Origin of the sequence: Eubacterium xylanophilum ATCC 35991, from assembly GCF_000518685.1 — a bacterium.
Taxonomy (GTDB): domain Bacteria; phylum Bacillota; class Clostridia; order Lachnospirales; family Lachnospiraceae; genus Eubacterium_F; species Eubacterium_F xylanophilum.
Map to the genome: position 1 here is coordinate 14,318 of NZ_KI912474.1, position 24,658 is coordinate 38,975.

The 24,658-nt window shown below is 38.0% G+C and carries 18 protein-coding genes; 14 read left to right on the forward strand and 4 right to left on the reverse strand.

All coding sequences use genetic code 11. The features are described 5' to 3' along the window. Positions 1–116 precede the first annotated feature (116 nt). The gene (locus L877_RS0110630) at positions 117–743 is read left to right on the forward strand and encodes an Ig-like domain-containing protein (RefSeq protein WP_026836056.1); all 627 of its coding nucleotides are present in this window, start codon (positions 117–119) and stop codon (positions 741–743) included. Between the two features lie 317 nt (positions 744–1,060). After that, complete coding sequence (locus tag L877_RS0110640; protein WP_026836057.1) at positions 1,061–1,297, forward strand: hypothetical protein; 237 nt, start codon at positions 1,061–1,063, stop codon at positions 1,295–1,297. Here the strand turns inward: L877_RS0110640 and L877_RS0110645 are convergent. Then, positions 1,257–3,164: a flagellin gene (locus L877_RS0110645; RefSeq protein ID WP_026836058.1), complete on the reverse strand. Its 1,908-nt coding sequence runs from the start codon at positions 3,162–3,164 to the stop codon at positions 1,257–1,259. The two genes, L877_RS0110640 and L877_RS0110645, sit on opposite strands and share 41 nt — an antisense overlap. 224 nt (positions 3,165–3,388) lie before the next feature. Here L877_RS0110645 and L877_RS0110650 point away from each other — a divergent pair, with 224 nt between their 5' ends. Continuing rightward, entirely contained in the window at positions 3,389–4,135 is a 747-nt protein-coding gene (locus L877_RS0110650) for a DUF6033 family protein (protein ID WP_026836059.1), read from the forward strand. Positions 4,136–4,257: 122 nt separating this feature from the next. After that, on the forward strand, positions 4,258–6,075 hold the full coding sequence (locus L877_RS0110655) for an NlpC/P60 family protein (RefSeq protein WP_026836060.1): 1,818 nt from the start codon (positions 4,258–4,260) through the stop codon (positions 6,073–6,075). A 110-nt stretch (positions 6,076–6,185) separates the two neighbouring features. Here the strand turns inward: L877_RS0110655 and galE are convergent, their stop codons facing one another. Beyond that, positions 6,186–7,202 (reverse strand): UDP-glucose 4-epimerase GalE, encoded by a 1,017-nt coding sequence (gene galE / locus L877_RS0110660; RefSeq protein ID WP_034785714.1) that lies wholly within the window; start codon positions 7,200–7,202, stop codon positions 6,186–6,188. Positions 7,203–7,257: 55 nt separating this feature from the next. Then, positions 7,258–8,490: a galactokinase gene (locus L877_RS0110665; RefSeq protein WP_034785700.1), complete on the reverse strand. Its 1,233-nt coding sequence runs from the start codon at positions 8,488–8,490 to the stop codon at positions 7,258–7,260. 298 nt (positions 8,491–8,788) lie between these two features. Between L877_RS0110665 and L877_RS0110670 the strand changes: the two genes are divergently transcribed. The 10 genes from L877_RS0110670 (at position 8,789) to L877_RS0110715 (ending at position 22,597) form a co-directional block, all read left to right on the forward strand. Next, the gene (locus tag L877_RS0110670; RefSeq protein ID WP_026836063.1) at positions 8,789–10,081 is read left to right on the forward strand and encodes an extracellular solute-binding protein; all 1,293 of its coding nucleotides are present in this window, start codon (positions 8,789–8,791) and stop codon (positions 10,079–10,081) included. Positions 10,082–10,252: 171 nt separating this feature from the next. Next, on the forward strand, positions 10,253–11,134 hold the full coding sequence (locus L877_RS0110675; RefSeq protein WP_026836064.1) for a carbohydrate ABC transporter permease: 882 nt from the start codon (positions 10,253–10,255) through the stop codon (positions 11,132–11,134). 1 nt (position 11,135) lies between these two features. Next, a complete protein-coding gene (locus tag L877_RS0110680) occupies positions 11,136–11,960 on the forward strand; it encodes a carbohydrate ABC transporter permease (protein WP_034785703.1) in 825 nt (274 codons plus the stop codon). Between the two features lie 329 nt (positions 11,961–12,289). Continuing rightward, the gene (locus tag L877_RS0110685) at positions 12,290–14,008 is read left to right on the forward strand and encodes a sensor histidine kinase (protein ID WP_169729794.1); all 1,719 of its coding nucleotides are present in this window, start codon (positions 12,290–12,292) and stop codon (positions 14,006–14,008) included. Between the two features lie 3 nt (positions 14,009–14,011). Next, positions 14,012–14,833: a response regulator transcription factor gene (locus L877_RS0110690; RefSeq protein WP_026836067.1), complete on the forward strand. Its 822-nt coding sequence runs from the start codon at positions 14,012–14,014 to the stop codon at positions 14,831–14,833. 27 nt (positions 14,834–14,860) lie between these two features. Continuing rightward, positions 14,861–15,463: a DUF624 domain-containing protein gene (locus L877_RS0110695; RefSeq protein WP_026836068.1), complete on the forward strand. Its 603-nt coding sequence runs from the start codon at positions 14,861–14,863 to the stop codon at positions 15,461–15,463. A 562-nt stretch (positions 15,464–16,025) separates the two neighbouring features. Then, positions 16,026–17,756 (forward strand): SPFH domain-containing protein, encoded by a 1,731-nt coding sequence (locus L877_RS13700; protein WP_084554872.1) that lies wholly within the window; start codon positions 16,026–16,028, stop codon positions 17,754–17,756. A 2-nt stretch (positions 17,757–17,758) separates the two neighbouring features. Then, a complete protein-coding gene (locus tag L877_RS0110705; protein ID WP_026836069.1) occupies positions 17,759–18,448 on the forward strand; it encodes a hypothetical protein in 690 nt (229 codons plus the stop codon). A gap of 10 nt (positions 18,449–18,458) precedes the next feature. Next, complete coding sequence (locus tag L877_RS0110710) at positions 18,459–19,718, forward strand: SIR2 family protein (protein WP_026836070.1); 1,260 nt, start codon at positions 18,459–18,461, stop codon at positions 19,716–19,718. Then, positions 19,715–22,597 (forward strand): DUF6273 domain-containing protein, encoded by a 2,883-nt coding sequence (locus L877_RS0110715; RefSeq protein WP_026836071.1) that lies wholly within the window; start codon positions 19,715–19,717, stop codon positions 22,595–22,597. The genes L877_RS0110710 and L877_RS0110715 overlap by 4 nt, the downstream gene beginning before the upstream one ends. A 197-nt stretch (positions 22,598–22,794) precedes the next feature. Here L877_RS0110715 and L877_RS13705 read toward each other — a convergent pair whose 3' ends face one another. Continuing rightward, the gene (locus tag L877_RS13705) at positions 22,795–24,651 is read right to left on the reverse strand and encodes a transglutaminase domain-containing protein (protein WP_026836072.1); all 1,857 of its coding nucleotides are present in this window, start codon (positions 24,649–24,651) and stop codon (positions 22,795–22,797) included. Positions 24,652–24,658: the final 7 nt, after the last annotated feature.

The following is a 24,658-nucleotide window of genomic DNA, read 5'->3' on the forward strand; positions in this document are numbered from 1 at the left end:
ATCATATGCCACAAGTTAACGGGAAGCGAATATGAACGCCATCTTATGGTGGCGTTTTTTTACGTACAGACAAATGGTTACAGTAAAGTTGAAGAAATAATTAAGGGGGAATAGATATGTTGAGCCAAATAATAAATAGAAAAACTAAGATGTATAATGTTTTATTTGTACTTGTATTGGTAATGAGTTTTACTTTTTTAAAAACGGATGTTGCATTGGCAAGAGATAAAAAAGTGGTAATTAAGGTTGGAAAAACAAAGAAACTTCATGCCTTTAAAAATGTGAAGGTGAAATGGAAAAGTAGAAATCCACAAATCGTTTCTGTTTCAAGGAAAGGACAAATAAAAGCTAAAAAGAAAGGTACTGCGCGTGTTGTTGCTAAGATAAAGAATAAAGAAAGAGTTTTTATTGTCAAAGTGAGCAATTCGTATTATAAAGCGGATTATAAAATGGCATCACGGATGGTTGTTCGAAATTTGTCAAATGGAAAGACGAAAGAGTTTGTTGGGAACGATATTCAGGTATTCCAAGATCGAATCAATCAATGCAAATTTTATCGATATTATCCATCAAAAAGGGCTGCAGCGGGAAGTTTATGTTATATGTTTTCTTTGTATGATCAAAATGATAAACTTGTAGCGTCTATTTCCGTTGGAAACAAACAAATTGTTATTAATAAGGATAGTTCAGCAGACGATTATGCGAGTGGCAAGACTTTAAAAATAAAGGAGTTCAAGTTTTGATTCTCGTGAGGGTTAAGTGAATTTTGCGTTTCGAGATGGTCGGGGGTGTCCCCGGCCATCTACGCGATAGGGGTTGAATTCGTCGATTGGCGCACAAGGCGTTTTTTATGCTATGATGTAGGTACATAAATGTTTTTAGATGAAGGTGCGATTTCCCTGTAACACGGAGGTAAACGATGCTACGCGAAATAAAGATAATTACAACCAGAAAGGAATTCCTGTTTGCCTTTATGATTCTGTTTTTTGCAGTGATAGGGGAGTTTTTCTATGCTTGTTATATGTTTAAAGACTGTGAACTGTCGGGGTGATCTCGGCATATGATGGGACGATGTCTTAATATGACTTTTGTCAGCAGTTTGAAAGCTGCGGGTGCATATGTGTTTCCACTTATTGCAGGTATTTGGTGTAATTGGGGACTGGGCTTAACTACCGGATATGTTGTCGGCGTTGCCATGGGAGTTGGAGTTGCCGGAATATTTGCCGGAACTGCAACAGATGAGTATATCCGTGGACTTATTGTAACAGTGAGAGCGCACTTTGGGGTAATTGATTAGCATGACTTAGCATTGAAGTACCAGCCTGTTCTAGAATACTATATTTGGCAAAATTCATCATTTCTTCAGCTATATCTGTATCTCTAAGGGATGCTTCAGCAGCCTGCATGTTTTCTGCTGCGCTGTTATTATTGTTATATGTAAATTCCAGACGATTCTCATAAGCACCCAAGACAGCTCGCTCGCTTGAAATCTTGCCAATTGCATCATCGATAGTTTTAATGGAATTGCGAGAAGAATCCGCTGTCCATAGCGAGAGATTGCTGATTCCAATATTATTTAAACTAAGATAATTATATGTTAATGTGGTCTGGTTATCGTGATTTGGACCAGATTGAATTACCAAATCGATGTGTCCGCTGGAATCATAATCATCGATGGTTATTCTTCCGAAATTTCCATAATTATTATAAGCATAAGAAGAAGATTTGGTGTAATTATTGCTACCATCGGTGTTTTGTGATGCATTGCTATATATGTCAGCACCTTTGATTTCGGCAAATCGATCTAAAATATCATTCATATCGGAGTCGGAAGATACATTTGTATAAAGAGTTATATTCCCCACATTATTCCCTGATATTGATATGTCAAAATCTATCTGAACCATACCTCCTGCACCATGTGTGTCATTTAGGAGATTCACTCCTGAGGTATTTTCCATTGTGTATTTTAAATCAGATAAGTTTCCATCAGAAAGCTGATATTCTTTTTGAGAAATATTTGTATAATGATTGCCATGTGAATCTATTATATCCTGAGAGCTCCACCATACGTTCTTTGAAGCGGGAGACATGTCAGAACTTTTCCAGCGTACTTGTTTGGAGGTGGCAGTCGCGACAGTATTAACTCCGTCTTTTATGATATTAAAACTGAAGGACCATTTTTCTGAATCGTTGGTTGGGGCGCTAATATTGTTGGCAGAACCAACTATAAAACTAGTATCACTTGCATTAAAATCTTTACCTAGAGATAACTCAGAAGTATAATCTATCTCAACGCTTGAAAATATTCCGTTGTTAAGAACAGCTCCATCAGCTCCATATAACTCGATTTTTTCAGTGCTTGAAACGCTATAAGGGAATGAAGCGCTGTTGAGAGCAGAGATTACATCATCGTCCTCAGCTTGAGAATTAACGGAATAGGAGAAGTTTGCGTCGATTCCCTCTAGTTCCGGGTGAGCTGAAGTGTCAAGGTAATCTTTGAGATTAAAATTATTGGAAGAAGTAATACCGGTTGATGGCCATGGGACAGTAGAGGAAGTATAGTGGTTTCCGTTGTAAGCATCCCATGAAACAGTTATACCTGAAGTATTAGCATTTAGATCAAAATTTGTTTTTGGAATAGCAGTTTTGTTAGAATTGGTAATGTTTGTGATTACCGTATTGTTGTGGAAGTTTACAACAGATTCTGTGTGGTGTCCAATTAATACAGGTTCTCCGATGACATTGTCCGGATCCCATATTTTCTTGGTGTTAAATTCTGTTGTAGTGAATACTCGATCTATCTCATTTTTGATTTGATCAACTTCTGTTTGGATTTTTTGACGATCATCATCTGAGTAAACACCATTGGCGCTTTGAACAGCAAGCTCACGCATGCGCTGAAGCATATTGCTAACTTCGTTGAGAGCACCATCGGCTACCCTAATATAACTGATTCCATCTTGAACGTTGTTAGAAGCTCTTTTTAATCCACGAATCTGTGAACGCATTTTTTCAGAGATTGCAAGTCCTGCGGCATCATCAGAAGACCGGTTAATTCGGTAACCGGAGGAGAGTTTCTCTGAAGACTTAGCTTTTTGATTTGTGTTTTTTTTAAGACTGATTTCAGCATTCATAGCTAAAATATTATGTGAAATAATCATGCAAATCTCCTTTACAAAGTCAGTGAATAACAATCAGCTTCACATATCATATCGGCATTAGCTATCAATATTATTACTTTTTTCTTAGAATCATTTGACTTGTTTTATTTCGGAACATTTATAAACTTTTTCTAACATTTGTCGATATATATCTTAGATACGTGATAATAGCGCATGGATGCGCTAAAGGTCCAATGGGTCAGTGCCCATCGGAGAATTCAAGGATGAAAGGAGCGATGCCTATGATATCGACAAATGGAATCGTATCGAATGCATCAAACTACTACGAGAGCAACATAAAAAAGCCAGACAAGGCTAAGGATGCAAAGTCTGTTGAGAAAGCTACAGACAAAGACAAGGTGACAGGTGGCCTGCTCTCCAAAGAGGCGAGTGAATACCTGAGTAACTTGAAGAAGAAGTATGCTGATTATGACATCTTTGTTCAAGAGGATAAGGATAATAGTCAGCCTACCAAGGAGTTCTCAGTGTACTTTTCCGCGGAAGAATTAGAAAAGATGGCTAAGGATGAAGGGTATGCCAAGGACAAGCTCAATGCCATGGAAACAGCTGTGAGAATGTCTAAGAAAATCAATGAAATGTTCGGAGCAGGCGAAGACGGCTTTAATTCCGAGGGAGTGAGCCTAGAGAGCATTTCTGTTACAGTTGATGACAATGGTGTATCAAAGTTCTTTGCCGAGATGAGAAAGGTGAATGAGCAGCAGTTCGAGCGCATCAAGAAGGCCCGCGAAAAGAAGGCAAAAGAAGAAAAAGCAAAGGAAGCCAAGGAAGAAAAGGCTGAGAAAGAAGCCAAAATGGCTGAGAAAAATGAAAATGTAGAGTATACCGTTAAGACTGCTAGAATAGAAGCATTTTCAGAAGAGGAGTTTCTGGACAAGATTTCTAAGATCGATTGGAACAACATTCCGGATGAGTTGGTGAGACCCGGGAATGAGATGGATTTGACGGTATAGTCTTGTTGGAAATGAAAAATATGGCATAGCCGGCGTTATGCGGGTTATGCCATTTTATAGGAAACGCATATTAATTGTCTTACAAGCAAAGCTTGTAAGACAATGTATGAAGGGAGCAAGATATGAATAAAAAACTAGTATCAATTATGTCAATTTCTGCAATAGTTGCAACAACTTTATTTGGCAATGTAGGTCAAAATGTAACTCAGGCAGATGCAAAAACGACAAAGATTAAACTAAACAAAAGTAAGGCAACAATTACAGTTGGCAAGAAACTTCAATTGAGTGTAAAAAATGGCAGTAAGAAAGCAAAAATATCATGGAAATCATCCAACAAAAGTATAGTTTCCGTAAATAAAAAGGGAAAGATATCGGGCAAGAAACCGGGAAATGCCAAGGTTATAGCGAAGTATAAGTATAAAAAGACCAAGAAAATACTTTCATGCAAGATAAAAGTAAAAGCTTCTTCAACCATAAAAGTTTCCAACCCTGCGGTAACACCACGAACTAAAATCGTATATGTCCTTGTTACACCTACTCCAGCAAGGCCAACCATACCGCCTATTGCAACTCCAATCCCCGATAATAACAAGGGAAATCTCACATATCAAGGAGATGTAACCGGGGATATGACCAAGGCGTCTTACTGGATAAATCGGATTGAAAACCCGGATAAAGTATTGATAGATGCGCAGGGGATAGCTCAGATGAATCAGAAGATGACCTCGAAAGCTGAATGTAAAATGTTTGATTTGCTTTCGCAGTCGGAACATTTTAACCAGACAAAACTCAAGGAAAATCTAGCAGCATGTATAGATTCTGAGGTGGGAATTGACCGACTTGGAACTAGAGAAAAAATCTATGCGGATGGAGAGCTGATTGACAACATCCCCGAGTACCTTGCGTCACTAAAGAAGAATATTATCGACGCTGAGACTAGGGAGGATGCACAGATCCAATATGGTCTTTGTGTAAAAAGGTGCGATATCAAGATGGCACCTGAGTCAAGAAGTATTGGTTGGTCTGCCACGGATGCAGATGATGAATTTAATAATTCGGCGTTGATGATTAACGAACCTGTAATTGTGAAGATGACAACTGCGGATGACAAGTATGTATATGTCATGTCGAATATTTATACTGGATGGACAGAGAAGAAGAATATTGCTATTTGCAAGGACAGGGATGAGTGGCTCCAAATGTGGAACGGTGATCCTGACAAAAATATCGTGGTGACAACCAGTAGAATAACTCTCGCGGCATCAAACTTCGCAAAGGATACTTCAAAGCTCGAGCTCATGCTCGGAACAGTTCTTCCACTGGTTCCAAAGGATGAAATGCCTGAGAATATCAATGAGCTTGGCACCTGGTATAATTATGTTGCATATGTTCCGACTCGCGATGAATCAGGTAAAATGGTCCGACAGATTGTGCTAATACCAATGCACAATTACGTGAGTGTTGGTTATTTGCCATTCACCCAGAGAAATATTTTGCAAGTTGCTTTCTCGTGCCTCGGTGAGCGATACGGTTGGGGAGGAATGCTTGATGCATGGGATTGCTCGAGCTATACAAGAGCTATTTATAGATGTTTTGGATTTGAATTGCCAAGAAATACGACTTGGCAGGCGGAGATACCATCGGACAATATAGTTCTCGAGAATATGAAAACTGATGAAAAAATTAATGCAATTAATTCTTTGGAACCCGGGGCATTGCTTATGTTCAAGGGACATATTACTATGTATATTGGTAAAGCTGGTGATAAACAATATGTTATAAGTGATATGGGTTCTGCGGCAGAAGCTTCTAATATAGAAGCAGATATTAGGGTAAAATCCATATATAATGTATCGGTGAATTCTTTAGATATCCGAAGACGAGATGGATCAACATGGCTAGATAATATGAAGATAGCAATTCGCCCATGGAAATATTAAGGTAGTCTAAAAACAAGAAGTGGCCAACCGACTTGAGACATGGCGCATTCGCGCCAACGTCTCTCGCTAGTTGGCCACTTCTTGTCTTTACTGATTTTACTCCAAAGAAATTAATTATATCCATTAGGATTATTACTCTGCCATCTCCATGAGTCAGCACACATATCATCGATGGTTCGTGTTGCAACCCATCCAAGTTCTTCTTTTGCTTTGCTGCTGTCAGCGTAATTCTCATCAATGTCACCGGCACGCCTTGGCTTGATTTCATAAGGAATTTCCTTGCCGCAAGCCTTTTCAAATGCGTGAAGTACATCGAGAACAGAATAGCCATTTCCGGTACCAAGATTATATATTCTTACTGCCGGTTCTTCGTCAAATTTCTTGATGGCTTTTACATGTCCATCTGCCAAATCAACTACATGGATGTAATCCCTCACTCCGGTTCCGTCGTGTGTATTATAGTCATCGCCAAATACACCGAGTTTCTCGCGTCGTCCAACTGCAACTTGCGCGATATATGGAACTAAGTTGTTAGGAATACCTTTTGGATCTTCGCCGATACGCCCACTTTCATGGGCACCAATAGGATTGAAATAGCGAAGAAGAACAACATTCCATGCCTCATCAGATACATTTAAATCTGTGAGAATCTGCTCTATCATCCACTTGGTCCACCCGTATGGGTTGGTAGGACTTCCCTTAGGATGCTCCTCTGTAATAGGTACAAATTGTGGATCACCATATACTGTTGAAGATGAACTAAATACAATGTTTTTTACATTGTGATTCTTCATACAATCCACCAAATTCAGTGTTCCTGTTATATTGTTATGGTAGTATTCAATAGGCTTTTCAACGGATTCGCCAACAGCTTTTAATCCTGCAAAGTGAATTACTCCTTTTATCTGTTCATTTTCAAATACATAATTTAATGAAGATTTATCCAATAAATCAACTTCATAAAAGCTTGGTTTTTTACCTGTTATCTCCTCGATGCGTTCGAGAACTACGGGGTTTGAATTGTAAAAATTATCAATAATTACTACATCGTGACCGCTGTTTAGAAGCTCAACGCAAGTGTGGCTTCCTATGTATCCTGCTCCACCTGTTACAAGTATTTTGCTCATTATATAATACCTCTCAATTTTATAAAATATTCCTTCATCATATAGAGTGAAAAAATTAAAACAGCTTATGTGCGCCATTTGATGGTACCACTTCATAGAATGAAGGTTCTAACTCATACATTTCTTTATAAGAAGATGTGAGATTTTTCTTGAATTCATCAAGTGCATCCTTCTCAATTAGCGAGATTGTACAACCGCCAAATCCGCCTCCGGTCATACGACTGCCCAGAATTCCCGGTGTGTTCCAAGCTGTCTCCACTAACAAATCAACTTCCTCGCATGAGACTTCATAATAATCTCTCAGTGAAATATGTGATTCGTTCATCATAAGACCAAATGCCTTTAGATCGCCATTTTCCAATGCTTCTGCAGAGTCAAGTGTTCTTCGGTTTTCTGATATGGCATGATAGGCTCTTTTCTTGCGTTCTGGAGAAGACAAGTTGGTTGAAAATGCAGTAAACTGTGCAGGCGTCAAGTCACACAATTTATCGATATCAACTATTCTCTGCATCTCGTCTAGAGCCTTGTTGCACTCACTGCGACGATTGTTATACTCGGAGTCCACAAGCTTATGCTTAACCTTGCTGTCGGTCAAGATAAACATATAATTGGAAAGATTAAGTGGAATATGACGGAACTTCATCGTACTAGTGTTAAGGAAAATAGCCTGTCCTTCAATACCCATTGCTGATGCGAACTGATCCATGATTCCACAATTCATCCCGCAATACTTATTCTCCGCATGCTGTGAAAATCTTGCTATATCAATAGGAGATATGTAAGTTAGCCCGAAGAGCATCTTTAATGCGGTTCCGGTGAGAACTTCCAGAGATGCGGATGAAGACAATCCGGCACCTGAAGGTATATCGCCATATATGAGCATGTCAAAGCCATTTGGTATTGAGTAGCCCTGTTTTATAAAAGTCATTACGACTCCAAGTGGATAGTTAGTCCAGCTAGGGAGATCTTTCTTGTCGTCCTGCTCTTTTATAGAAGATCTTCGATCTGGGAAAATTCCGGATAAATCGCTTATACGTATGCTAACTATGCCGTCATCAGGGTAATTACATGAATAAAGACGAATCATATCATCTGTGCGCACAGATGCCAAACCATAGGTACCCATATCAAGGGCAAGGGGAAGAACGTGTCCACCATTATAGTCTGTGTGCTCGCCTATGAGATTCACTCTACCAGGGGCAAAGTATCCGCTATCTGGCTGGGAGCCAAATATCTTACTATATTCAATTTTCAATTTGTCAATAGTATTAATCTCTCTTTCCGTCATTGTTTGTCCCTCTCTTTATTCAACAATAATCGCAATTTTTCGTGTCTTTTTATATTATAACCATTTTTTGTCTTTTTTGCAAACTATTTCTCTGCATCAAAACGAGCTGTAAGCCCTCTAAAACAGGCGTTTTGCGGAAAATATAAACAAAAGTTTATAATTTTCGAAAAATTTTTACTTTAATCAAGTCAAAATATTCCGTTCACTTTTTCGAAAATAAAGAGTATTATATCTTCAGATGTCGAATCACGCAGATTTGGCAAAATGATCTTATCAAAATACAAAGGAGGATGTATTTATGTCACTTAAGAAAAAAGGAGTTGCTCTTTTGTCAGCAATCTTGATGGCTGGAACAGTTCTTACAGGATGCGGCGGAAGCGGAAATTCAGGTAGCGGAAGCAAAGATGGGGGAACAACAACATTGAAAATGTGGACAATCGCAACAGAGAGTGATTCGTTCCATCAGCCATATCTCGATGCAATCAAGGATTTTGAGAAAGCTCATCCTGGAGTAAAGATCGAGATGGAGACTTTCGAAAACGAAGCTTATAAGACAAAGATTAAGGCAGCAGTTGCTGCAAACGATTTGCCAGATGTATTCTTTACATGGGCAGGCGGATTTTCAAAGTCATTTGTTGAATCAGGAAAGGTTCATTGCTTGGATAGCTACTACAGTGAATATGAGAAAGATATTCCAAAGGCAGCTCTTGCAAATGACGTATATGACGGAAAACTTTACGGTTCTGTAACTTGTACACCTGTATCAGTTATGTGGTACAATGAAAAACTTTTCAAAGATAACGGTGTTGAAGTTCCTAAGACATGGGATGAGTTCAAGGCTGCTTGCCAGACATTCATTTCTAAGGGAATTACTCCAATCGGAACATCTGTAAAAGACACTTGGGTACTTGCAATGCTTCATGACGGACTTGCACTTAAGTCAGCAGGTACAGAAAAAGTAACTAAGGCGCTTACAAAGCAGGGACAGTCATACAATGATCCTGACTTCGTAAAGGCGGCTACATGTATCAAAGAACTTGTAGATATGAAAGCATTCATCAAGGGTGCTACTGGTCTTTCAAACGACGAGGCAAGTGCTGAGTTCTACAAAGAGAAAGTAGCTATGTACTTCACAGGAAGCTGGATGGGCGGATCTATCATGACAGATGCTAAGAAGCCTGAGAACTTCTCAGTTGCTCCAATTCCTGTAGTCAATGATCAGAATGCAAAAGTAACTGACTTCATGGGCGGTGGTTCTGATACACTTATGGTATCAGAGAGCTCAGAGAACAAAGATCTTGCAGCTAAAGCAGCATTCGAAATCACACGTAGTGTTTCTAAGTATGCATACCTCAGCGGAGCAGGAATCCCAGCATGGAAGGTTGACTACGATGCTAAGGATGTTCCACAGCTTACACAGAAGGTTGCTGATCTTGCAGCAAATGCTACATCATACACATTGTGGTTCGATACTCTTATGAGCTCAGACGATGCTGGTGAGTACCTCACACTTCTTCAGGCACTCTTCTCAGGAGACAAGTCTCCACAGGCATTTGTTCAGGGAATGGATGAGCAGTTAAGTAAGAAGTAAGCTATTAAGGTGCAACAATAGTTGCAAATTAATATATAATCTTCATTTTTTTCTCATAAACAACGTGTTAGTACATGAGGAGAATTTTCAGCGGGTTCGATACACAAATCATATTCGGGCCCGCTGATATCCTTGTAAAGATGTATAAAAACACATGTAACGGAGGTTAGCATGGAAAAAGTAAGAAGCAACAAAGCGGCAATTGCGGTTTTCCTTTTGCCGGCAGCAATACTATTTACCCTAATTATTATCGTCCCAATTTTTATGTCAGGGTACTATAGTTTACTTGATTGGGACGGAATTACAAGCGGGAAGTTTGTAGGAATTGATAATTACAAAGAACTATTTACAAGCGACAGTATAAACTTTATGAAGACTGTCGGAAACTCATTCTTATTTGCGGCAATGTCAGTATTTCTTCAGTTGCCATTGGCACTTCTTCTGGCATTGACATTATCTAAGGGAATTAAGGGAGAGAAATTCTTCGTAGCAGTATATTTCATCCCGGTTCTTCTTTCAACAACCGTTATCGGTCAGTTGTGGTCTAAGATCTACAATCCAGAGTATGGTATTGTAAATGTATTCCTCAAAGCAATTGGACTTGAGAAATATTGTCACACATGGCTTGGAGAACCTGAGTATGCCCTGATGGCATGTTTCATTCCTATGTTATGGCAGTACGTTGGTTACCATATGCTCCTTATGTATGCGGGAATCAAGAGCTTGCCTGGAGATGTTAGAGAAGCCGCAAAGATTGACGGAGCATCAGATTTTCAGCTCAATATGAGAGTTATCATCCCAATGCTCAAACCTGTTTTGAGAATGTGCGTTATTTTCGCAGTTACTGGATCACTCAAGGCATTCGACCTTATTTACGTTTTGACAAATGGAGGTCCATCACATGCCAGTGAAGTGCCAAGTACAGAGATGATTACTCAGATATTTGGAAGAAGTAGATACGGACTTGGAAGTTCGATCGCTATGTTTATTATTTTCTTGTGCTTCTTCTTTGCAATTGTAATTAAGAAAGTATTTAAGACGGAGGAGGATTAATATGCGAGCACTAAAGAATACAATTATGTATATTTTATTGAGCCTATGGGCGTTAATCAACCTCTTCCCATTATATTGGATGCTCACATTTTCGCTCAAAAGTAATGATGAAATATTCGGAGCGAATATCATAGGACTTCCTAAAGATTGGCTATTTGAGAACTACCAAGAAGCGGTTGATGCAGGAAATATGGGACAGTATTTTCTCAACAGTTTGATTGTTACCTTCATCACAATTGTTATTACCATTGTTTTATCTCTCATGGCAACATACGCATTATCACGTATGAACTGGAAAGGTAGAAAAACGGTAAACGCGATTTTCATGTTGGGACTTACAGTTCCAATTCACGCGGCAATACTTCCTGTATTCCTCATACTCCGCGAGGCAAAAATGACTAACTCATATATTGCCCTCATCGTTCCATATACAGCATTTGCATTGGCGATGGCAATTATGATTTGTCAGAGTTTCATGGAAAATATTCCGCGAGAACTCGAAGAGGCTGCTTGTATTGACGGATGTAGTATTTATGGGATCTTCTTTAAGGTCATCATCCCTCTTATGAGACCAGCGTTGTCAACAATTGGAATATTTACATTCCTTCAGGCATGGAACGAGTTGATGTTTGCGGTAATATTTATCAGTGATTCGGATTATAGAACACTGTCTGTAGGTATCCAGACATTGTCAGGATCTTATACAACAAAGTGGGGACCAATTGGGGCGGCTCTCGTAATCGCAACATTCCCAACACTTATCATTTACTGTTTCATCAGTAAGAAGATTCAGTCAAGTTTGATGGCTGGAGCAATTAAAGGCTAAACTTTCAAATATATAGAATTAAATGAAGATGGGGGGATGTCGCACTTGTGTGACATCCCTTTTTAAATTGGGAAACGCATACCGCTGCAAATATAAATTTTTCTTTATATTTGCAGCTATTTTTTTACATTATCAAGTAAAAATATTCTGTTCACTTTGGTTAGGGAATTTGGTAATATATGTTATGGATGGTCATTGTACGCAACTGTATGTGTGATTGTTTATGCTGTGTGACTTTACAGTCTTATGCACAGTATGATAATATTAATGCTAGAATATTATTAAAGGTTGTGATTTTGGTGATCAAGCTAGCAAAGAATGTTTCCTCTATGAGTTTGAAGAGGAAATTGCAGATAATGTTCATCACGATGATGAGCGCGTGTATATTGTTTTGTTTTGCTCTTTTCTATGTCATCCTTGAGTCGAGGATGGAGACAAATTCTATAGAAAAAGATAAGAGTAATCGAGTTGCTATAACGAGAAATATAGACAATATAATTGGACAGATTAATACTGTCAGCAGGATGCTTCTGCTAAGAGATGAAGTTCTAAAGTTTCTCAAGTCTGAGAAGCCGGATGCAGCGCAGTATAGACGTACAATTAGGGATATTCATCATTTGCTGAATGCCGCAGAGGTATCGTGCAATGTAACACTATTTAGAACAGATAGAAAAAATGTTTCAACCGGACCGGGAATAACTTATATCGATACAGATATAATATTCGACACGGGCTGGTTAGATGATATAAGAGATAAAAAGGGTGCATATGTGATAAAGTCAGATAATTCTGGAGCATTTGCATCTAATATCGGAAGGGTGATCACTTTTTCGAGAGTGATAAATGATATTAACACCCAGAGAGAAATCGGAATTCTAGCCATCAATATTCCTTGTCATTTTCTGGAATCAAGCTACGAAGGGCTGGATGATGATTCAAGTAATTTTGCTATATATTCGGGAGACGGATATAGGATAAGTACCAACAATGTGGATATGTTCGAGCGGAATATTAAGCCGGGAGAGACGAAGAGCAAGATCGAAAAGAGCATATTTAGACAGGACGTGCTTAATATTGCCCCAATTGACAGTGGAGACTTTGTCTTGGCGTCAAGGTCGAAGGTTGAGATTGTCCAGGGGATGACGGAAGAGCTGTTACTGGTTGTTGGAGCGGTAATTCTCATTATGATTGTTTTCCTCGTTCTCATTAACGCTTATGTGTCGCGAAAAGTGATTACGCCGATTCACAAGCTCGTTGGGAGCATGCAAGAGATTGAGGATGGATGGCTCCACAGAGTCAGTATGGACATAAGCAATGACGAGATTGGCCAGCTGAAAAACAGCTACAATGCCATGTTGATTGAGATTAATCATCTTATAGATGAATTAATAAAAAAAGAAAAAAACCTCAGGGATGTCGAGCTAGAGACATTATTGTCTCAGATGAAACCGCATTTTCTCTACAATACCCTTGATATGATAAGATGCCTGGCGCTTGAGGGAGAAACAGATCAAGTATATGATTTGCTCGAGACGTTGGGAAGCTTTTATCGTAATTTCCTTAGCAAAGGAAGCGTAGACATCCCATTGAGGGAAGAAGTTCAGATAGTCAGAGACTATCTGAAACTTCAAAAAAACAGGTTTGGTGAAATACTCGAAGATGAGTATATAATAGATGAAACACTTGATAATATACGTGTTCCAAGACTGATGTTACAACCCCTGGTTGAGAATTCTATATACCATGGAATTCGCCCGAAGGGAGAGCCTGGGGTAATAACAATTAAAACATGCAGGGATGCGGAAAATCTCCTGGTATCTGTGAAAGATACAGGAATAGGTATTTCTGAAGAAAGGCGTGACCTCTTGGTCAAAGGTGATCTGAGTGGAAGCTTTGGATTTAGGGGTACCATAGATAGGATAAAGTATTATTACAAGAAAGAGGATGTTTTTGAGGTAAACTCAGTGGAAGGAGAATATTTTGAGGTTCTTCTGAAACTACCAATATCAGCGGAGTTTGAGACAACTAGTAAGAAAATAGAGGAATGATACATGTATAGAGTGATGATAGTTGATGACGAGAAGTCACTTCGAGCACTTTTGAGAAAATCCATTGATTGGGAAATGCTCGGATTTAATATTGTTGCGGAAGCAGCTAGTGGAGTTGAGGCAATTAATATAATTGATAAATACAGCCCTCATCTGATGTTTATCGATATCAGAATGCCATTTATGGATGGTATTGAGCTTGCCGGAATCATTAGAAAGCAGTATCCGCACATAAAGATAGTGATTTTGACGGCGTATGATGAGTTTGAATACGCGAGAAAGTGCGTCGAAATCGGTGTGACGAATTATCTTCTCAAACCGATTGCCAGGACGGACATATATAATACATGCTACAAGATAGCCGAGGAATTCAACCAGTTATATGATGAGGCTGGTGTGGATATAAATGCTAATGAAATAGTACCGGAGGAGTCGGAGTATACGCCAGATGATTACGATTCGGGGTATGATCCGAGAGTACTAAAGCAACAAAGACAGAAGATAGATATTGATAAAGTGCAGGAATTTATCAGAGATAATTCTGAAAATCCTGCATTGAATCTAACTTCGGTGGCTAGTACATTTGGATATAATCCAAGTTATCTAAGCCGAGTTTTCAAGGAAGATGCCGGAACCAATTTGTCGGACTATATAATGTCTTGCAGAATGGAAAAAGCGATGAAATGCGCCGAGAACTACGAACCGATGTATGTCACAGCCCAAAAGGTTGGAATACCGGATCCGGCATACTTCGGAAAATGTTTTAAAAAGTTTACCGGCAAGAGTTATACCGAGACGATGAAAAGTTTTAAGGAACAGCAATAATAAGCGAGATACAAAGGAGGAGTCAAGGTGGAAAAGAATATTTATGATAGTAAAGCCTATTCTTTTTTGAGCAATGCTTCACAGGTTATCATTTGTTCATTTTTGTGGTTTTTTACATCGATTCCACTGCTCACAGTAGGAGTATCGACGGCTGCTTTATACCAGACAATTAGTCAGGATATAAAGAAGGATAAGACTGGAATAGTAAAGTTGTACTTTATGCATTTCAAGGAAAATTTTCTGCCATCTATCGTGCCTAGTATCATATTTGCTCTGTATGCAGTAGTTATGGCCATGGAACTTAGCAATGCATGGCTTGGCAAGACGGAACATTTTCTACCGCCGTTTGTGTGGCTTATTATAGCAGTTTTGCTCACAACAGTGGGAATCCTAATGTATGCGTCTATAGCAAGGGCGAAAGCTGGTTTCTTTGCACACTTGGGCGCTGCATTTATCATTATCAGTAGTAATTTTAGAATTGCACTTGGAATAGTAATGTTGTTGACGATAAGTCTATTTTTGATTTATTTTGCACCGGGAATTGCATTCTTGCTTCCGGGATGTCTGATGTATATAATTTCTGGTTGGGTAGACAAACCACTGGAAAAAATATATAGCAAGGACGAATAAGCTTATAAGACATTACTGCTATCCACCACTTTCTTCCATACGGTAGCAGTAATAATTTTGAATATCCTTTCTCCCCGCCGCACCATACCGGCGGGGATCTTTTTGTTGGAAACGCATACTGCTGGTCTTACTCGCGGCGTTCGTAAGACAATAAACGCATATTGCTGGTCTTACTCACGTCGTTCGTAAGACAATTATTGTATAGTGAATGTACAGTAGATGAGTATGGAGGGGTAAGTGAAAAAATTGACGATTACGTTGGATGCAGGAGGCATCGCACAGTTATTGTGCGGTGCCTCCTGCTCTTTGAGAATATGAATTTCAATGAAATCGCGATATACTATAGTATATCAAGGTATAGCTGTTCTTGACAGAACAGCTATACTAAAAAAGGAACTAGATACATAATTCTTGCAGACATCAGGCGTTTTGATGTAAAAAGGGTCTTGTGATTTAGATGCAAATATTGAGTCAATATTAGTAGGAGTATTTTCCATAGGGGCAAGAGTATGTACAATGCTATAAAAATAATGAATAAAATCAACTGTGTAGGGAGGATGGAATGATGTCTAAATTTGCAATTGGATGTCCTAATTGTGGAAAGTATGTGGAAGCAAAGACTGGTTTTTTTGCTAAGAAAAAAATAAATTGTACATGTGGTAATGTTATTGATATACGAACAGATAATATGGCATCAAGAGAATGTTCTCATTGTGGGAATATGGTGCTTTACGATCAAGCAAAAGGTGAAAAAGCAAAATGTCCTGTGTGTAAAAATACATTGAACACTATTGCTGATAATCAGACATCAGTAGAGATTTCTTGCTATCAGTGTGGTGTGAAATTACTCGTTTCAAAGAGCGCTAGGCACTATATCTGCCCTGTTTGTGACTTTGACAATGATGTGAAAGAGAGAGTCATGTCGGTCAATATTAAAAAGGATGGCCTTGCAAGCATTATCAAATATGAAGGGGATAATTCCACTTTCATTTGGAAACATCCAGTCGAGGATTTTAACTATGGTTCACAATTGATTGTTCATGAATCACAGGAAGCAATTCTCTTTAAGGATGGACAGGCCCTAGATTTGTTTGGACCAGGTCGATATACCTTAGAATCTCAAAAGCTTCCTTTACTAGAAAAGGTATACCAGTTGCCTACGAACACGGAGGGGACATTTCATTCTGAAATCTATTTTATAAATAAGACTGTTCAAATGGCGATCAAATGGGGAACTCCAGATAAAGTACGTTTTATCGATCCTTTAACAATGACTCCATTAGAGATTGGTGCATCAGGAGAGATGAATATCACAGTTGAGAATTCTAGAAAGTTGCTGATTAAACTTGTTGGGACTATGCAGGGAATTTCATGGGAAGAAGATGCGGGATTCGCAAAATCGTTACAGTCTTCGTTTAGACCATTGATAACAAGTTCTGTTAAAACAAATCTTTCACAAGTAATCAAGGATAAGGTAATTGATTTATTGGAAATTGATTCTCATCTTGATGTTATTTCAGAAGAATTAAAAAAGAGAATTCTACCGGGCTTTGAGGATTATGGATTAACAATTCCGCAGTTTTATGTAACGAGCATTGTGCTTCCTGAGGAGGATCCGAATTTTAAAAGAATTCGTGATTTACACACTGTGAGCCTTCAAGCACAAGTGTTTCAGGCAGAGGCGACAGTTAAAATGGAAAAGGCGCATAGTGAAGCTGCATATAGAACGGCTGAAGAACAGAGCAAAGCAGAGATTGAAATGGCGTATAGAGAGGCAGAGATGCAAAGGCAGAAAACACAAACGGAGGTTACTAAGATGCAAGCTGAGCGTGAAGTCATTGCTGCAAAAGCTGCTATACAGGCAAAACGTATGGAGGGATTGACTGAAGCCGAAATTATGCATGCAAAAGGTTATGATCAGAAAGATGTTATGCAGACTGAAATTCAAAAAGCATACGCTGAGGCCATTGGAAATATAGGGCCGGATTCGGTTGCTGGTGGAACAGGTGGTTCAAACATTATGGGAGAAATGATGAATATGGGAATGGGAATGGCAGCAATGAATGCTATGGCGCCACAGTTTAATAATATGATGCAGGGCTTTAGTAATATAGGAGCTTCAAATAATACTAATATGACAGAACAAATGGAGTCTAACGAAAATATAGGTAGAGTTAATATGCAAAAAGGAGAAAATGTTTCAATTGTTGGGGATTCATGGAATTGTAGTTGCGGACAAATGGGTAATGTAGGGAATTTCTGCAGCAATTGTGGTGCGAAGAGAGGAGAGTAGATATGGGGAATACTAAAACAAAAGTTTATGCGGTCATAGGGATCATATTTATGATGTTTACTGTGCTTGCATTTGTCCCCCCTTTTCAAAAAGATGTTGTCTTTTTTGTGGCTTATATTTTTGGGATAATGGCAATCTTATACCAGATATATGTTTTTAAGATTTCATTTGGCAAATCGGATGAACCAAAAAGCTATTTTTATGGCTTCCCAATTGCAAGAGTTGGAGCATTTTTTTTGCTTTTGCAACTTGTAATGAGCTTGATTGAAATGTGTTTTGCAACGATTATTCCTGTGTGGATTGCAGTTATTATAAATATATTATTATTATCATTTGCCTTGATAGGATGCATCGCATCGGAAGTGATGCGAGATGAAATTACTCGTCAGGATATGAAGAATAAATCAGATGTAAGCAACTTGAGATTGTTACAGGCTAAATCAGCTTCCTTTGTATCAATTTGTAGAGATGAAGATGTTAAGAGGGCTCTTCAAAGTCTAACGGATGAATTAAAATACAGTGATCCGGTTACGTCTGAGGCCACGAAAGAGATAGAAACGAAATTGATTTCGTTAATGGATAATATTCAGGAAAGCCTCGAAGATGGAGATATAAAGTCTGTTGAAAATTTCTGTATGTTGACAAAGGCTTGCTTGGCAGAGAGAAACAAACTTTGTAAATATGAGAAATAGGTGAATTCATATGAAGATAACATTTTTGATGGGAGCAGGATGTGAGGGGAAAGGACAAATAGGCCTGTCATCCGGAGCAGAATTTCAAAAGGAAACATTATTAGCTAGAAGATCTAAGGAGCTAGCTAATATTTTAAATAATAACATGAGTCTAATCAATGGGATTTTTTTGACATGGAATTCTTATAGTGTGTTATATCAGACAATAATAAAAAAAGGATCACCGGATAATTTTGGATGGAGCGAAGAACATACAAAAATAGCTAATGAGTATTTGGATTATCGTAAAGATGAGAAAGTTGAAGATAAGGAATCAATATGTAATAGTTTTTTGAACATGTATAAAAAAGAGATTTACGATAAATTAAAAGATCACGATATTGCTGAAAAAGATTATGGTGAAGTTTTGAAATTCTTTTTAGAAAATGGATGCTTTTACTCTTTTGCAGACTCATTATTTAATTATTTGAGTGAACCTGAAAAGTATAAAAATGAGGTAAATAAAGTTGTTAAATTGTATTATTCAGCATTTGGATGTATGTTAAGTGATTTAGAAAGAATATGCGATTTTTCTTTAAAAAATGAAGATATGAAAGATTGTAGTCTGTCAGATAGGCGGAGGAGTTTTTGCAATCATATTGATGAATTGCAAAAGCAAATAGTTGACGAACTAAAAGCTTCTGGAAAGAAGCTATATTATAATACAATTCGAGAATTGTTTGGAAAAAGAATAAATGATTGTGTCAGTGTAGTAACAACAAATTATACCAATTTCTCAAAAGAGATTATAGGTTTGGAGGATAGTAATATATCTTATGTTCATGGAAAATTGGACTTATTTGAAAGCTTAAAAACCAAGCAAATAGGACAAATGGATGAATTTGAGGAAGATGATACAATTATTCCCTTTATATTTGTTCAAAGTGGAATTAAGCCTATAGTCAATGCGGAACAAATTAACGAATTATCAAAGGCAGTAAATATGCTAATAACAGCTGATTACGTGGTGGTTTTAGGATATGGTGTTAATTCGGATGATGAACATATTGTTAATATACTACGAAAGCGAATTAGAGAAAAAAAGAGAATTCTCTATTTTATTCATTGTGAATATGTAGATGAAGAGAAACAAAAACAATATATTAAACAAAAGAAAAAAGAGATTAATGAATTATTGTTTTGCGAGAATGATATGGTTGAATACTATTCTGACCAGTGTTTTGAGGAGATAGTAAAAAGAATAAAAGGTGAAAGTGAGGGCGAATTATGATTGCATTAAAATGTAAAATGTGTGGTGGTGAATTAAAAGTTACTGAAGATCAAAGCGTATGTGAATGTGAGTATTGTGGAAGTAAGCAAACAGTTCCAACTATAGATGACGAAAAGAAGATGAAGTTATATGACCGTGCCAATCGACTTCGTATGGCAAATGAATTTGATAAGGCTTCAGGAGTTTATGAAAGCATTATTGCAGAGTCAGACCTGGAGGCAGAAGCATATTGGGGGCTGTTACTGTGTAAGTACGGTATCGAATATGTAGATGATCCAGTTTCCGGTGCTAAGGTTCCGACTTGTCATCGCTCTTCTTTTGATTCAATTATGGAAGACTCGGATTTTGAAATGGTAATGGAGAATGCAGATAATATATCAAGAAACTTATATCGTGAACAGGCAAAACAGATAGAAGAAATTAGAAAAGGTATTATTGAAGTGTCGGGAAAAGAAGAACCTTATGATATATTTATCTGTTACAAAGAAACCGACGAAAATGGTGATAGAACCGTAGATAGTGTAATGGCGCAGAATGTGTATGATATGCTGACGGAAAAAGGATATCGTGTATTTTTTTCTCGTATCAGCTTAGAAGACAAGCTTGGCTGGGAATATGAGCCTTATATTTTTGCTGCACTTACATCTGCTAAAATTATGCTTGTTTTTGGAACATCCTATGACAATTACAACGCTGTATGGGTGAAAAACGAGTGGAGTCGTTATTTAAAATTGATGGTAAAGGATAAAGAAAAACATCTGATTCCATGTTTTAAAGGCACTGATGCATATGATATACCGAACGAGTTTAAGCATTTACAGGCGCAAGATATGGGAAAAGTAGGCGCGGATCAGGATTTGTTAAGAGGGATTGATAAGATACTAAAGCTAAATGGTGCAAAGTCGGGAGATATTAATGTTGAAGTATCACAGGCCCTGTCTGCCAATGCAGGAAGTAATATTAATTCATTATTGGAACGTGGATTTATTACCTTGGAGGATGGCGAATTTGATAAGGCAGATAATTTATTTGAGAGTGTATTAAATCAATCTCCTAAGTGCGCAGAAGCATATATGGGTAAAATATTGGCATATTGTAAATCAAAAAATATAACAGAACTTGTGAAACTTGCACTTAGAAGATTCTATGATTACCCACGTGATCGTTATCTTCTTGGGTCCGAAGAAGATAGCTGGTATCTTAGTCCGGATATTTTACATGATTATCATTTTATTCCGGACGACATCTGGAGCTTTGTATTGTCAAAACTAAATTGTGACGTTAAAGATATCATTCAAGAAAAATATATCCTTGCAAATCAATTTTCTGATAGTGATATCGATGCAGTTCATATTGCATTTGTAATCCCATATTTACCGTTATATTACTTTAATGAGAATTTTGATGGGAGTAAAGATTTCGTTGAAGCATTTTGTACTTTAAATGAAATGCTCAGAGCTTATTATGCAAGATTTAAGGAATATGCAACAGATGAGCAAAAAACAGAAATATTGCTGAAAGAAAAAGAGCGTTATGATGAGATAAGGAAAGAATATTCTAAAGAAGGCTTGGAAGATATTTTAGAGATTGCAAACGAATATGTAAAAGAAAGATTAGGCGATGAGTATAATCAGATTGAAAAAAAATACCAGGAAGATTTAAAGATTTGGGAAGAAACTGAAGAAAAAAAGCAATTAGCTTATGAGAATGAATGTTGTGATATTAGAGAAAATTGGCCGGCTATACGTATTGAAAGACAAAATGCTTGGAAAACAGAGTGTGAGAGATTAACAGCAGAATATAACCAAAAAAAGGCAGAGTATGATATTGAGAGGAATCGTGTCGATGCGCATAACAAAGATGTGCAAAATGCTTTTAAGCATGCAAAAGATGCTTATGACAATGAGATTAATAAAATAGACTTGAAAATTGATGGCTTACGAGAAGAAATTGCAGGACTTAGTTTGTTAAAAATAAAGAAAAAGAATGCATTAAAAAAGGATATAGATGTTTTAGAATCAAAAAAGAAAGCTATGCTTCCACCAGTATTAAATTCGTATGGAAAGCTGATGGCGTTACCAAGCGAGTTAGAGCCATTGAAGTTACCACCACGTCCTATAGATTCAGAGGAACCAATTTATCCTGAAAGGCCTATAAGATCGTATAAACCTAAAAGAGAAGATGTTTTAACAGATGTGAATGGAATAGCCGTATTAGCTGGTGTTATGAATGACAGAGGATACCGTGGTTGGAGATTATTTCTATCTTCACAATATCTATTTCTATCTGAGAAAACTATTCTGTTTGGTAAGGATCCGGGTGGGAACCCAATTGAGTGGATAGTTCTTCAAAATAGGGGAAATGAGATGCTTGTTTTTTCAAAAAATATAATTGATTATAGGCCTTATAATCCAGGAAAATTATCAAGGGATATTAAGTGGGAGAATTGTGATTTGCGAAGATATTTAAATAGTGATTTTATAAATGATACATTTTCTAAAGAGGAACAAGCAAAAATAAAAGAAGTAAGTTTACAAAGTTCCGGTACATTTGATAAAGTATTCTGCTTAAACGAAAGTGAGGTACATGAATTTTTGCATGATGAAAGATTTCTACATTATGCCTATCCGACACAATATGTAAAAGAAAAATTCTTTCCAGATTTTCCAGCGGGCTTCGTGGAATTAGAATCACTGGGATGTGAAGGCAGCATTGCTGGAGAGCCTAGATTATGTACGGGAGACTGGTGGTTAAGAGAGGAAAAGTATCTGAAAGCCGATGCATGGTGCACATGGAGCCAGGGCGATGAAATAAACCGTCTTTATCAAAGTGCGGTGGCTGGCGTACGCCCTGCTTTATGGATTAAGCTAGATTCTTAGAGTTTCCGAGTCTGTAAAATAGAGTCTGTGAAATTTTCTCTGTAAATCATGATTTTGGGGAGGAATGTCAGCACTAGATAAGTATAATAAAACAGGAAGAGGCCAACCAGAGAGAGACTTCAATGCGCAGGCATTGCGTCTCGAGTCGGTTGGACTCTTCCTGTTTTTAGACTGTCTTAGTGCGACAGCCCCATTTTTTACTTTACAATTACATTCTTAGTATACCACAGTCCCTTATACTTTACTTGAACTTTGAACTTGTCCCACTTAGCTAGCTTCCTTCGGGTCTTGATTTGGACGGTTCCTTTTTTGTTTTTGGATTTAGCTATGTTTATAAGTTTGGCTCCTTTTTTGGACTTTCCTTTGAGGAAAAGTTTCTTGGAGGAGGTGAGCTTAACTGTGGCTTTTTTAACGGTTTTGATTGTTATTTTTTTTCTTCCCTTTTTAGCGGTAACTTTGAGCTTGATTGACTTTGTGATTGTGCTATACTCTTGGGTATCTGTGTTATCTACCTTTTGGTCGTCCACGACTGGTTTTGTTGTGTCTGTCTTATCTGTGTTGGTTGAATTGTCAGTCTGGATTGGGGTAGAAACCGGAGCATCGGAGCTTTCATCCACATCCGGGTCATCGCTAATTGAGGATATGTCTAGCACATCATCTCCCTGTGGTTGTGACACAGGAGTATAGTCAACATCAGGCTCATTTTTCCATGCATCAGCATCAAATGCCTCAAGTCTAAAGGCGGATTTATTAGTTGATGCTGAGGTGGCTGATGTACCTGCAGTATAATTTACTATACCATCCTTGAATTGAATTCCGAAAATCTTTCCTGATATATTAGGTGTTACAACTGTCTTGGTTGTGTAAGTTGGTGAGGTAACGTCAATACACTTGATTGAAGTTGGTGTGTTATAGAAAAGATAGTTGTCATATCCAACAAGTCCGGAGTAGTTGGATGTATAGTAGGTTGTATTGGTGATATACCATTTATTCTTAGATCCGTTTAAATCTTTGACCTTGACTCTGGATCCGGTTTTTGGATTCCAGGTATAGATTCCGATATTGTCTCCCTCAGTTCTGTAGTAGAACCACTCATTGTTGATATAGACAAATGGTGCGCGAGAGTTTTCCCAAAAACTATTATCAAAAGCTGTTGAAGTACATTTGTACATAGCTTCCCAGCCGTAGTGAACGCTAGATGCTTCCATGGCTTCATCGCTTAGGAGGAAGAAGTCATGCTTTGCAGCTCCCAACATATCCGGAACAGGATCATCGTAAGTGAGATCAACGTGGTACCATGAGGAACCAAGCTTGATTTCATTCCAGATGTGATTCATAGAGGCGCTGGAAACGGCTCTTGACTCTATGCCAAGCTTCTCCATGATATAAGTAAATGCGAGTGTATAACCCTGACAAACTGCAGTACCATCTACCAGCAAGCTATATGCATCGCTCTTTTCATGTGTTGTATCATATGAACTCTGGGAAATAATATAATCGTGAACAAATAGTGCTTTTTCCATGTCAGACCAGCTTGGGTCCACCATATCGATGATCGAATCAACACGGTAGTTGAATTTTTTCCGCATTTCACTAACCTTCGTCTCTGAGTAGAGATACTCAGGAACGTAGGAAATAACCGTGCTTGTTTTTGAGTTTTGATAAGTGCTCACGTGTGTGCCCACATAGAATAGGTCTGGGCAGTGATTAATGACATTCTGAAGCGCTTTAAAGAAATCGGAGTATGAGATATTATAATCCGAAGTATCAATAGAAGTTTCCATTCTTAAAAGGCGCTCGTAAAGAAACTGCTCAAAATCTGTGCGCTCTGACAGATATGTTTTCAGAGAGGAGGAAACAGAGATAATTCCCCCGGTCTGGAGCAGATTAGCATTATCCTCAACGCGCTTTGTAGCGGCGGAGGAGAATGAAGTATTACCGATTGTGCCTATAGCAAAGGCAAAGATTACAGCATTAGCTACGAATCTTATTCGGTTTTTATTTGCGCAAATCCTTTTGCGTTCTTTTACCACATTAAAAAATCCGTTTTTCATAGGCATC

Excerpts from the sequence above, each read along its gene's own strand:
- L877_RS0110630 (WP_026836056.1), top strand. The coding sequence starts at position 117 with ATGTTGAGCCAAATAATAAATAGAAAAACTAAGATGTATAATGTTTTA.
- L877_RS0110640 (WP_026836057.1), top strand. The coding sequence starts at position 1,061 with ATGATGGGACGATGTCTTAATATGACTTTTGTCAGCAGTTTGAAAGCT.
- L877_RS0110645 (WP_026836058.1), bottom strand. The coding sequence starts at position 3,164 with ATGATTATTTCACATAATATTTTAGCTATGAATGCTGAAATCAGTCTT.
- L877_RS0110650 (WP_026836059.1), top strand. The coding sequence starts at position 3,389 with ATGAAAGGAGCGATGCCTATGATATCGACAAATGGAATCGTATCGAAT.
- L877_RS0110655 (WP_026836060.1), top strand. The coding sequence starts at position 4,258 with ATGAATAAAAAACTAGTATCAATTATGTCAATTTCTGCAATAGTTGCA.
- galE (WP_034785714.1), bottom strand. The coding sequence starts at position 7,202 with ATGAGCAAAATACTTGTAACAGGTGGAGCAGGATACATAGGAAGCCAC.
- L877_RS0110665 (WP_034785700.1), bottom strand. The coding sequence starts at position 8,490 with ATGACGGAAAGAGAGATTAATACTATTGACAAATTGAAAATTGAATAT.
- L877_RS0110670 (WP_026836063.1), top strand. The coding sequence starts at position 8,789 with ATGTCACTTAAGAAAAAAGGAGTTGCTCTTTTGTCAGCAATCTTGATG.
- L877_RS0110675 (WP_026836064.1), top strand. The coding sequence starts at position 10,253 with ATGGAAAAAGTAAGAAGCAACAAAGCGGCAATTGCGGTTTTCCTTTTG.
- L877_RS0110680 (WP_034785703.1), top strand. The coding sequence starts at position 11,136 with ATGCGAGCACTAAAGAATACAATTATGTATATTTTATTGAGCCTATGG.
- L877_RS0110685 (WP_169729794.1), top strand. The coding sequence starts at position 12,290 with ATGAGTTTGAAGAGGAAATTGCAGATAATGTTCATCACGATGATGAGC.
- L877_RS0110690 (WP_026836067.1), top strand. The coding sequence starts at position 14,012 with ATGTATAGAGTGATGATAGTTGATGACGAGAAGTCACTTCGAGCACTT.
- L877_RS13700 (WP_084554872.1), top strand. The coding sequence starts at position 16,026 with ATGATGTCTAAATTTGCAATTGGATGTCCTAATTGTGGAAAGTATGTG.
- L877_RS0110705 (WP_026836069.1), top strand. The coding sequence starts at position 17,759 with ATGGGGAATACTAAAACAAAAGTTTATGCGGTCATAGGGATCATATTT.
- L877_RS0110710 (WP_026836070.1), top strand. The coding sequence starts at position 18,459 with ATGAAGATAACATTTTTGATGGGAGCAGGATGTGAGGGGAAAGGACAA.
- L877_RS0110715 (WP_026836071.1), top strand. The coding sequence starts at position 19,715 with ATGATTGCATTAAAATGTAAAATGTGTGGTGGTGAATTAAAAGTTACT.
- L877_RS13705 (WP_026836072.1), bottom strand. The coding sequence starts at position 24,651 with ATGAAAAACGGATTTTTTAATGTGGTAAAAGAACGCAAAAGGATTTGC.